Source organism: Gordonia insulae (assembly GCF_003855095.1).
Taxonomy (GTDB): Bacteria; Actinomycetota; Actinomycetes; order Mycobacteriales; family Mycobacteriaceae; genus Gordonia; species Gordonia insulae.
Map to the genome: position 1 here is coordinate 3,628,410 of NZ_CP033972.1, position 10,787 is coordinate 3,639,196.

General features: G+C 68.8%; 9 protein-coding genes. 6 read left to right on the top strand and 3 right to left on the bottom strand.

Features of this window, described 5'->3' with window-relative positions; genetic code table 11:
• Positions 1-65 precede the first annotated feature (65 nt).
• Both D7316_RS16550 and D7316_RS16555 read left to right on the top strand, forming a co-directional pair.
• Positions 66-1,079 carry an alpha/beta hydrolase gene (locus D7316_RS16550; RefSeq protein WP_232016936.1) on the top strand — a complete coding sequence of 338 codons (1,014 nt, stop codon included), beginning with the start codon at positions 66-68 and terminating at the stop codon, positions 1,077-1,079.
• A 38-nt stretch (positions 1,080-1,117) separates the two neighbouring features.
• Positions 1,118-1,762 (top strand): DUF5701 family protein, encoded by a 645-nt coding sequence (locus tag D7316_RS16555; RefSeq protein WP_124709221.1) that lies wholly within the window; start codon positions 1,118-1,120, stop codon positions 1,760-1,762.
• 13 nt (positions 1,763-1,775) lie between these two features.
• On the opposite strand, the gene D7316_RS16560 is transcribed toward D7316_RS16555, so the two are convergent.
• The 3 genes from D7316_RS16560 to D7316_RS16570 form a co-directional block, all read right to left on the bottom strand.
• The gene (locus tag D7316_RS16560) at positions 1,776-2,999 is read right to left on the bottom strand and encodes a multidrug effflux MFS transporter (protein WP_164473805.1); all 1,224 of its coding nucleotides are present in this window, start codon (positions 2,997-2,999) and stop codon (positions 1,776-1,778) included.
• Between the two features lie 128 nt (positions 3,000-3,127).
• Positions 3,128-4,537, bottom strand: coding sequence for an NAD(P)/FAD-dependent oxidoreductase (locus D7316_RS16565; protein WP_124709223.1), 1,410 nt, complete (start codon positions 4,535-4,537; stop codon positions 3,128-3,130).
• Positions 4,534-5,235 (bottom strand): transporter, encoded by a 702-nt coding sequence (locus D7316_RS16570; RefSeq protein ID WP_124709224.1) that lies wholly within the window; start codon positions 5,233-5,235, stop codon positions 4,534-4,536. Before D7316_RS16570 ends, D7316_RS16565 begins: the two co-directional genes overlap by 4 nt.
• Before the next feature lie 289 nt (positions 5,236-5,524).
• Between D7316_RS16570 and D7316_RS16575 the strand changes: the two genes are divergently transcribed.
• Genes D7316_RS16575 through D7316_RS16590 form a run of 4 tightly spaced genes read left to right on the top strand, consistent with a single transcriptional unit; the run spans position 5,525 to position 10,746 of the window.
• Complete coding sequence (locus D7316_RS16575; protein WP_124709225.1) at positions 5,525-7,033, top strand: flavin-containing monooxygenase; 1,509 nt, start codon at positions 5,525-5,527, stop codon at positions 7,031-7,033.
• On the top strand, positions 7,026-7,925 hold the full coding sequence (locus D7316_RS16580) for an alpha/beta fold hydrolase (RefSeq protein ID WP_124709226.1): 900 nt from the start codon (positions 7,026-7,028) through the stop codon (positions 7,923-7,925). Before D7316_RS16575 ends, D7316_RS16580 begins: the two co-directional genes overlap by 8 nt.
• Positions 7,922-9,322 carry a flavin monoamine oxidase family protein gene (locus tag D7316_RS16585; RefSeq protein ID WP_124709227.1) on the top strand — a complete coding sequence of 467 codons (1,401 nt, stop codon included), beginning with the start codon at positions 7,922-7,924 and terminating at the stop codon, positions 9,320-9,322. Before D7316_RS16580 ends, D7316_RS16585 begins: the two co-directional genes overlap by 4 nt.
• Complete coding sequence (locus tag D7316_RS16590) at positions 9,319-10,746, top strand: APC family permease (RefSeq protein ID WP_124709228.1); 1,428 nt, start codon at positions 9,319-9,321, stop codon at positions 10,744-10,746. The genes D7316_RS16585 and D7316_RS16590 overlap by 4 nt, the downstream gene beginning before the upstream one ends.
• Positions 10,747-10,787 lie beyond the last annotated feature (41 nt).

Below are 10,787 nucleotides of genomic sequence, written 5' to 3' on the forward strand. Positions count from 1 at the left end.
GACATACTTCTTCTGATACGGATGGGACAGAAGTGACGAATGTTTCTCGGGTAGGAGGTCAGTCGGTGGCTCGACGGGCACGTTTCCTCGGTGGGCTGACCGCGGCCGCCGTGGCCATCGGTGTCGCGGCGACCGGTTCACTGACCGCACCGCGCGCGGCGGCCGCACCCGACCCGACCAAGCCGTACGTGATGTCGACGGTGCCGTTCGACGGGCGGGAGCGGCTGAAGGTGTGGTCGCCTGCGATGGCTCGCGCGGTCACCGTCGATGTACAGCGGCCCGCCGGCACCGGGACGGGCTCCGACACCGCCGGTGCCCGTCCGACGCTCTACATGCTCGACGGCGCCGAGGCACACGACGAGGAGTCCGGCTGGTACGCCCTCACCGACCTCGCGACACTGGCCGCCGGCGAGAAACTCAACGTGGTGACGCCGGTCGGCGATGCACACAGTTACTACACCGACTGGCGTGCGGTCGATCCGGGCGTCGGCAAGAAGTACATGTACGAGACGTTCTTGACCAAGGAACTGCCCCCGCTGATCGACGACGAGTTGGGCGGCAACGGCCGCAACGCGATCGCCGGGGCGTCGATGGGTGGCGTGGCGGCGCTGACGCTCGCCGCCCGCGCGCCCGAACTCTATCGCGGGGTGGCCGGCTACAGCGACTGCGCCAACATCTCCAGCATCCCGAATCAGCTGCTCACCCAATGGGATGTCAGTCGCGGGGGCGGCGACGTCGCCAACATGTGGGGTCCGGTCGGCGATCCCGAGTGGGCCCGCCACGATCCGTACCTGATGGCGGACAAGCTGCGCGGCACAACGATCTACCTGTCGTCGGGCAACGGCGTGCCGGGTAAGTACAACAACCTGCTGGCCGACCCGATCGACGAGACCTTCCGGGGCATCATCGGCGAGATCGGCACGAGTTTCTGCACCGGCCAGATGACGACCCGACTCTCCGCGCTGGGGATTCCCTATACCGCGAACCTGCGCACCACCGGCACGCACAAGTGGGGGTACTGGAAGGACGAACTCGCGGTGTCCTGGCCGGTGCTCATGCGCTCACTCGGACTGCGCTGAGCGGCAAGAACTTTCACACCATCGGTACAATTCGGGGGATGAGCGCGATGATCGACACCCTCCCCGACCTGCTGACACAAGCCCGGCGGCTGATCGACCTCGGCGTCGGCCGGCTCGCGGGGGTTTCCGATGCAGAGCTTCTCGACGCGGCCGGACGAAGTGACGCCGTCGGAGGCGGGCTCCTCGTTCCGGGCCCCGAACTGATCGCGCCGTCGACGCTGGCGCCGTTGCTATCCCGGGCCGGCAAGCCGGGATTCGTCGTCGTGGACATGACCGACCTCGACGAGTTCGCGCCGATCACCGGAATCGACATGCCGGACAGCCCGTTCTACCTGCTCTCCGACATCGATCGCGGCGACGCGATGTCGAACTGGAGTCCCGACGAAGCACTGCCGGCGATCACCGGGGCCGGACGGACCCCGCTGACCATCGGCGAGGGCGTCGCGTGGCTACTTCAGCAACCGGACCGGCTCGAGCCGAACAAGTGCTTCATGACGATCGGTTCCCGGCTCACCAAGGCGAACGGGAAGCTCGACGCCCGCACGCCGGCGATCTGGATCTCCGGCGGCACCGGCCGGGACGGTCGGGAACGCAAGGGCGCACCGAAGGTCGGCTGGTGTTGGGCCGGCAACCGGCACACCTGGCTCGGATTCGCGTCCGCGGCCGGTCGGCACGCGCTGTAGACGTCTGCGGCGCTCAGGCGGCGAACGCCGCCTCACCGTCCGGATGCCGGGCGACGTGACGTCGCGCCATCACGAAACAACCCAGCGCCATCACCGCCGAGCACACCATGACGCACGCCATCGGGACCGCGGTGTCGTCACCCGCCAGGCCGCCGAGCGGTGAGACTGCGCCGCCGACGAGGAACATGAGCCCGCCGAGCACCGCGCTGCCGGCGCCTGCCGCGTCTCGGCTGTGCTCCATCGCGAGGGCGGCGCTGTTGCCCATGACGAAGCCGACCGCGGTCACACCGATGAAGAGCGGGATCACCAACAGCCACGGCACCGGTGACAATGCTGCACCGAGGACACCGACCGAGGCGGCGAGCAGTACCGGCAGGGCCACCCGGATCGTGGTCGCGGGGTGCACGCGCCTGCGGGACAGACGCGCCGCGATCAACCCTGCCACGGTCATGCCGAGAGCGTTCACCGCGAAACACAGGCCGTAGACGACCTCGGATGTGCCCAACACCCGCTGATAGACGAAGGAGGAGCTGGAGATGTAGGACATCAGGGCGCCGAAGGCGAAGGCCTGGGTGAACACGTAGGCGAGGAAGGCCGGGTGCCGGAAGCGGGTCAGCAGCTCGTGATGCCGCAGACGTGGCGCCCGCCGGTCCGTCGGCAACGTCTCCGGCACCGACGTCACGGCCAGGATCAACTGCAGGACAGTCGCGCCCAGGATGACAGCCAGCACCCAGCGCCAGGAGATGTGCCCGGCGAGCACGCCACCGATGACGGGTGCGATCACCGGCGCGAGGCTCTGGATGGTCATCATCAGCGTCATCGAGCGGGCCCCGGCGAACCCGCGGAGCAGGTCGGCGATGATGGCGCGCGCGATCACCATGCCCGCCGCTGCCGCCACCGCCTGCACGAACCGGGCCGCGATCAGGACCTCGATGTTCGGCGCAAGCACCACCACGACGCCGGCCAGTACGGCGGCCGCCGAGCCGATCAACAGCGGGTTACGGCGACCGAACCGATCCGACACCGGACCCCACAGCACCTGGCCGCCCGCGACGCCGACGAGGAACGCGGTGAGCGTCAACTGCACGTGCGTGGCGTCGGTGCGCAGGGACTGCTGCACCTCGAGGAACGACGGGAGGTAGAGATCGGTCGCGATCGGCGCCGTCGCCGACAGCAGCGCGAGCGCCAACAGCAGCCGCGGACCGAGACCTTCGCTGGTCGTGGTCGTCGTGGTCACCCGGGAAACGATAGTCAGGTGATCATGCGGGCGAACTATCGGACGTCCGTCGTCGGATCACACTCATCTGCCGAAACGTTGATCGTCGGCGGTGGGAATCGCGGGACACGCCCTGGAGTGTCCCGCGCTCACTGGTGTGCCCCGCTCCGCACGCCCACAGCCCGGGAGCGTTCGGCGTCGGCGGGGGCCGCGTCCGCGTAGCGCCGCCGTGCGATCCGCTTGCTCCCGTTCAACGCGTCGTTGAACCGGTCGATCGCCCACGCCGCCCGGACTCCGACGCGCCCCATGACCAGCCCAACGGCGCGACCGAACCGCGGCTCATCGGCCCACACGGCCCGCAGGTCGTCCGGCGTGGTGCCGGTCGCTATCCGGTCGGCGATGAGGGAGCCGATGTACGTGGCCTGCGCAAGTCCGTGACCGTTGCAGGCAAGCGAGTAGTAGACGTTCTCGCCAACCGTCCCGGCCACGGGCAGCCACGTCGAGGAGATGCCGATCCATCCGCCCCACGCCCGGTCGACGGCCACATCGGCCAGAGGCGGGAACCGGCGGTGGAACGCCTCGGCCAGCTCGGCCACCACGGACGGGTCCGGGCTGCGCTCTGGGAGCGGATAGTCGACGGCGCGCTCGATCCGGCGCACCCCGAACACGATGGTGTTGCGCGCGGTCACGCGGTAGTTCTCCATGATGTTGTGTTGGGTGACCAGGCCGGATCGACTGGTCCAGCCGAGTGCGGCGAGCCGTTCCGGGGCGATCGGCTCCGTCTCGACCTCGGTGACCCACATGGGCGAGGACAGTCGCTTCGGGGTGATGTCCCACTCGCCCGCGTGGGCGTTCGTGGCGAGTACGACGGTGCCGGCATGGACGACGCCGCGCGGGGTCGTGACGAGCACCCCGTCGTCGTCGCGGACGATGTCGGTCACCTTCGACTGCTCAAAGACCCGAACCGGCGAACCGAGCACCGCAGTACGGAGGCCGCGGAGGAATTTCCCCGGGTTCATGATGCCGCCGTGGACCTCCCGCATACCGCCGAGGAAGCCGTGGGGGATCCCCAGCTCACGGGCGTTCCCCTCCTGGACCTCGGCGCCGGCCCTGCGGAGGATCTTCGCGATCCGCCGTGTCCGGCCCAGCTGGCCGCGGGACACCGCTGCGAAGACGTTGCCGGTGGCCTCGTAGTCGCAGTCGATCCCCCGCCTCTCCATGAGGTCCTCCACGTGCGCCGCCGCGTTCTCGGTGAGGCGGATGATCGCCGGCATCCGTTTGCGGTACAACAGATTCAGGAGTTGGATGTCGCCGCCCGGCGCGCTGGCCAGCTGGCCCGCGTTGCGCGAGCCGGCGCCGTGCCCACAGAACGCGGCTTCGAGCAGGATCGTGTCCACGCCGTGCTCGGCGAGCCGCAGCGCCGTCGCCATCCCGGCGAGCCCACCGCCGATCACGGCGACGGAGCAGGTCAGGTTCTCCGTCAGCGGAGGACGTATGTCGACGGGCGGATCGATCCAGCCCGAGAATTCGGTGTAAACCGTGTTCGTCGTGGCGCTCATGCCTTCTCAGCCCCCTGGGCGACCGCTGCGCGAGCGCTACCCGCGCCGTCTGCGGCGCGGTTGTGCGCGTCGAAAACGACGTACGAGCGGTAGATCACGAGCATCGCCAGGCCCCAGGTGAACAGCGCGAGGATGTAGAACAGCGTGTGGTCGGCGTCATCACCGGGGATGTGCGCGAAGTCGTAGATCGACGCGACGACCACATTGAGCGCCGTCGCGAACCACACCCATCCGGCGTGTGCGTGCTCGCCGAGCGCCCACAGCCGCTGCCCGTAGTACACGAGGAAGGCACTCACGCCGAGCGCCATCACGAGGAAGAAGACCTTACCGGGCGTGCCGATCTCGGTGGCGAACTGCGACAGGAGGAACCCGAGCACCGCTGCCAGGGCGAAGGCGCCGACCTCGACGGCCTTCGTGGGCTTGTACCTGTGCGTGACCATGAGCAGGCCGAGCACGAGGATCACGGTGAAACCGATCGACCGGGAGAACGCGTCGAGGAAGAAAGCGACGTGGTACATCGGCGAGTCGGTACCGGCCTTCGTGATGCCGTAGATCAGGAAGTTCGAGCCCGACGTCGCCATGATGATCCACTCGAGGCCGATCAGCCAGTTCGAGTACTTCCTGATGAATGTGATGCCGCAGGTGAATCCGATGGCGATCATCCAGATGTCCGCTGCGGCGAAGAGCAAGTCGCGCATGGTGCCGTTCCTCCATGAGATGTGATCCGTGTCTCGTGACGCTTCTCACGGTGTCGCGACGAGCCCTCCGCGCGCTACCGCGAGGTGCACCATCCTCGGCTGACATTCGCGACACCTTGCACCAGTCGGTGCGATCGCAAGTGACCGAGCACGAGGTCGGTGTGCACAGTGCACTACCCCGTCGAAGAACTGGGAGCAGTGCGTTGTGGATCACACGACGGCTGAACCGGCAACGTCGTAGGCACACCAAGTGACCACCGACACATCGTCACCACCGAAAGGGCCCACGATGAAGACTCTCCCGCAGACCGACGACTTCGACATCGTCATCGTGGGTGCCGGCATCTCCGGCATCGGCGCCGCAAAGTACATCACCGAGGCGTTCCCCGGAAAGCGCGTGGTGATCCTCGAGGGCCGCACGAACATCGGCGGCACCTGGGACCTGTTCAAGTACCCGGGCATCCGGTCAGACAACGGCCTGCACACCTTCGGCTACGAGTTCAAGCCGTGGACCGACCCGGACGCCATCGCTGAGGCGCCGAAGATCGTCGACTACCTGCAGGAGACGCTCGACGAGTTCGACCTGAATCGGCTGGTGCGCTTCGAGCACAGCGTCGAGCACGCCTCGTGGTCGTCCGCCGAGGCCCGCTGGACCCTCGACGTCCACACCCCCGACGGCGACCGGCGCATCACCACGAACTGGATCTTCGCCGGCACCGGCTACTACCGCTACGACGAGGGATACACCCCGCCTTTCGAGGGCCGCGAGGACTTCAGGGGCGACATCATCCACCCCCAGCACTGGCCCGAGGACTACGACTACGCCGGAAAGAAGGTCGTCGTCATCGGCAGCGGCGCCACCGCGGTCACGCTGATCCCGTCGATGCTGAACCACGCGGGCGCCGCCGAGCACGTCACCATGCTGCAGCGCACGCCGACCTACGTCGTGCCGTGGCCCAAGGTCGACAGCTTCGCCCAGCTGCTCAGCCGACTGTTCGGCGAGAAGCGTGGCTACGCGATGACCCGGTTCACCAACATCTGGACCGACCTCGGCCAGGTCAAGTTCATGCGCGCATTCCCGAACCTCACGCGCAAGATCATCCGGCGCGTCAACGCCAAGGCCCTGCCTGAGGGCTACGACGTGGATACCCACTTCAACCCGCCGTACAACCCGTGGGACCAGCGCCTGTGCCTGTGCCCCGACGGCGACTTCTTCGAGGCGCTCAGCACCGGCGCCGCCTCCATCACCACCGACACGATCGACCGGTTCACCGCGTCCGGGATCGCGCTCGAATCGGGCGAACACCTCGACGCCGACCTCATCGTCACCGCGACCGGCCTGAACATGCGCATGCTCGGCGGTATCGACCTCGAGGTCGACGGCACCCCGATCCACCTCCCGGACACGGTCGCGTACCGCGGCGCATTGCTCTCTGGTATCCCCAACCTGGCCATCTCGATCGGTTACACCACGTCCGCATGGACGCTCAAGGTCGGGATTCTCGCCCGCTACTTCTGCGACTTGGTCAAGCACATGGACGTTTTCGGGTACGACAGCGTCCGCGTCGAAGCCGACCCGGGCATGGAGCGCCGGCCGATCGTCGACCTGAGTTCCGGCTACGCCCAGCGCGCGCGCGACGTCATCCCCAAGCAGGGCACGGGCCTGTTCCAGATGTCCATGTCGTATCAGCAGGACGCAAAGATCCTCCGCGGTCCGCTGCTCGACGATGCCCTGGTGTTCGGCTCGACGACGGACGACGCCGCACCGTCGACGGCGAAGGAGGCCGTCTGTGTCTGAGCACACCGAGGACAGGTTCGCCCCGCTGCCGGGCGGCACCCGCATCTGCTACCGGATGGACGGCGAGTACGGCGCGCCGCCAGTGCTTCTCATCGCCGGACTCGCCGAGGACCTGACGACCTGGTCGGACCGATTCGTGTCGGCGTTGACCGCCACGGGATTCCTGGTGATCCGCATGGACAACCGGGACTGCGGGCGGTCGACGTACGCGACGACGCCACCGCCGAATACGCTGCAGCAGCTGCTCGGCAAGGCCCGCCGCGACGCCTACACACTGGCGGACATGGCCGACGACGCGGCCCAACTGATCGAGCATCTCGGGCTCGGCCCCACACACGCTGTCGGGCGGTCGATGGGCGGCATGATCGCGCAGACCGTTGCCGCGCGATACCCCGAACAGACCGCGTCGCTGACGTCGCTGTACTCCACCACCGGGAATCCGAAGGTGGGACAGCCCGCGCCATCGACCATGGCACTCATCGCGAGCCCGCCCCCGCGAGACCGGGTGGGCGCCGTCCGAGCGCACCTCCGGATGACGGCCCACCTCGCCGGCACGGCGTACCCGGTCGACGAGGTCGAGGAGGCGGCACACGCCGTCACCACCTGGAACCGCACCGCCGGCGACGGTGACGCGGGGACCGCTCGACAGATCCAGGCGATCGCTGCCTCGGGCGACCGCACCGCCGAGCTGGCACGGATCACCGCACCCACCCTGGTGATCAACGGCGACCGCGATCTCATCGTCGCGCCGTCGGGCGGCGATGCGACGGCCGCCGCGATCCCCCACGCCCGCCACATCGTGATCCCGGGCATGGGACACCACCTGCCCGACGCGCTCGCCCTGCGCATCGCAGATCACGTCGTCGCCCACATCGAGAAGGTGGCGGTATGACAGCGCAACGCACCGTCGATGTCGTGGTGATCGGTGCCGGGATCTCCGGGCTGACGGCGGCGCGCCGGCTCACCCAGGCCGGACGTTCCGTGGCCGTGATCGAGGCCGGCGACCGCGTCGGCGGCCGCACGATGAACCTGCACGTGACCGACGGCGTGATCACCGAGGGCGGCGGCCAATGGGTCGGCCCCGGCCAGGACCGCGTCCTCGCATTGATCGACGAGCTGGGCCTGCGCACCTTCAAGACGTTCATCGACGGCAAGTCGATCTACCACCGGCGCGGTCGGTCGAGGCGCTACGACGGAACGATCCCGCCGATGAACCCCCTGGCCATCGCCGACTTCGCCCAGCTGCAACTGCGGCTCGAGCGGATGGCGAAATCGGTTCCTCTCGAGGCCCCGTGGACGGCGCGCCGGGCGCAGGAATGGGACGCGACGACGTTCGGCCGGTGGCTGGATGCGCACTCGTTCACCGCGGAGGCCAGGGAGATGTTCACGATGGCCTTCACCGTGACCAACGCCGAGGACCTGCACAGCACCTCACTGCTCGTCCAGCTCGCGCGGATCAAGGGTGGTGGCGGTATCGACCACGCCGTCAACATCACCGACGGTGCGCAGGAGTCGCGGGTGGTGGGCGGCACTGCGGCGATCGCCGACCGGATGGCGGCCGACCTCGGGCCGGCTGTGGTGCTCGACTCCCCCGTGTCCGACGTCCACCAGGACGCCGACGGGGTGCTCGTCCGCTCCGCCCGCGCCGACGTCCGGGCGGACCGCGTCATCGTCGCGATGTCGCCCGCGGACGCCGCCCGCATCCGGTTCACACCCGATCTCCCGACCCGGCGCAGCATGCTGCAGCGACGGTGGAGCACCGGCTCCGAGAACAAGCTGTTCGCGGTCTACGACCGCCCCTTCTGGCGCGAACAGGGGCTCAACGGCCAGGCCGTCACCGACCTACCGGTCGCGAACTACGTCGTCGACAACTCCCCTCCCGACGCGAGCGTCGGCATCCTGCTGACCTTCCACGGCACGGCCGGCGCCGGCTGTGGCCAGCACTGGTCCGACGCGATCCTCGACGATCCCGCGGCGCGCCACGACGCCTTCCTCGCCGACCTGACCACCCTTTTCGGGCCCGAGGCCGCGAAACCGGCAGCGTACCTGGAGAAGGACTGGACGCACGAGCAGTGGATCAGCGGCTGCGTCGGTTCCCGCGCGCCCGGATCGCTGACCCAGTACACCGACGCCGACCGCCGGCCGACGGGCCGGATTCATTGGGCCGGCACGGAGACGGCGATCCTGAACCAGGGCTACATCGACGGTGCCGTCAGCGCCGCGGAGCGCGCCGCCTCGGAGGCTTTCACCGCGGCGGGCACCCGGGCGAGCGGGAGCGTGCTCTCATGACGCAACAGCGCGAAGTGCAGTCACCCGAGGTCGGCACCGGTCTGAACCGAACCCTCGGTGTCCCGCAGATCGTCTTCATGGTCGTAGCGTTCGCCGCGCCACTGACGGTGTTCGCCGGGCTGATCCCCCTCATGCTCGGCACCGGAAACGGTATCGGGACGCCCGTCGACTTCATGATCGTCGGGATCGTGCTGGTGCTGTTCACGGTCGGCTACTCCGCGATGACACCCGAGGTCCGGAACGCCGGTGCCTTCTACTCGTACGTCCAGCGCGGCCTGGGCACCGCCATCGGCCTCGGCGCCGCTGCGCTTGCCCTCGTGACCTACGCCGTCCTGATCGTCTCCGTGACGGGCTATCTCGGTGCCGCCGCCCGCAACGTGCTCACCACGTTCACCGACGTGTCGGTGCCGTGGTGGATCCTCTCCGCCGCCGGGCTCGCGGCGATCGGCTACCTGGGCTACCGCAACGTCGAGGTGAGCGCCCGCGTCCTCGGTGTGCTGTTGGTCGCGGAGATCGGGGTCGTCGCGCTGGTCGACCTCGCGATCGTGCTCCGCGGTGGCGCCGAGGGATTGTCGGCCCAGCCGCTGTCCTGGGGCGCGTTCACCAGCGGGGCGACCGGAACCGGGATCATGTTCGCGGTCTTCGGATTCGTCGGCTTCGAGGCGACCGCGGTGTTCCGGTCCGAGGCCAAGGACCCCGACCGCACGGTCCCGCGCGCCACCTACATCGCGGTGATCCTCATCGCCGTGATCTACGCCTTCTCGTCGTGGGCGATGATCAACGGACTCGGGATGTCCCGCGCCGCCGAGGTCGCCGCTGCGGACCCCGAGGGGCTCGCGCCCGCGCTCGCAACGCGCTACGTCTCGCAGGTCGCCCACGACGGGGTGCAGGTGCTCCTGGTCACCAGCTTCTTCGCGTGCATCCTCACCGCGCACAACGTGGTCGCGCGGTACCTGTTCGCCCTCGGCCGGCAGGACGCCCTGCCCCGGCGTCTGGGCCACGTGCACCCCGCGCACGGGTCGCCGCACGTCGCTTCGCTGGTCACCTCCGCGGTGATCAGCGTGCTCGTCGCGGTCACCGCGATCGCCGGGCTCGACCCGGTCACGCAGGTCTACGCATGGTTCGGGGGCGCCGGGACGCTCGGTCTGATCACGCTGCTGGCGCTCACCTCGGCCGCGATCGTCGTGCATTTCCTCCGGGAGCGGACGACGGGCCTGTGGCGCGGCACAGTCGCCCCTGTCCTCGCACTCGCGGCGCTCGGGGCGATCCTCGTGCTGGTCGTGAGCAACTTCGGCGTGCTCATCGGCTCGGGCACCCTCGCCGACGTCTTCCTCGCCGTGCTGGTCGCCGCGTTCGTCGCCGGCCTCGCGTGGGCGCTCGTTCTGCGCCGCAACCGGCCGGACGCGTACGCGACCCTCGAATGACACCGGCCGCAACGCCGTCCTTCCTCTCCCCCTTCTCCTTC

Coding starts and splice junctions, on each gene's coding strand:
- D7316_RS16555 (WP_124709221.1), top strand. CDS start 1,118: ATGAGCGCGATGATCGACACCCTCCCCGACCTGCTGACACAAGCCCGG.
- D7316_RS16565 (WP_124709223.1), bottom strand. CDS start 4,537: ATGAGCGCCACGACGAACACGGTTTACACCGAATTCTCGGGCTGGATC.
- D7316_RS16570 (WP_124709224.1), bottom strand. CDS start 5,235: ATGCGCGACTTGCTCTTCGCCGCAGCGGACATCTGGATGATCGCCATC.
- D7316_RS16575 (WP_124709225.1), top strand. CDS start 5,525: ATGAAGACTCTCCCGCAGACCGACGACTTCGACATCGTCATCGTGGGT.
- D7316_RS16585 (WP_124709227.1), top strand. CDS start 7,922: ATGACAGCGCAACGCACCGTCGATGTCGTGGTGATCGGTGCCGGGATC.
- D7316_RS16590 (WP_124709228.1), top strand. CDS start 9,319: ATGACGCAACAGCGCGAAGTGCAGTCACCCGAGGTCGGCACCGGTCTG.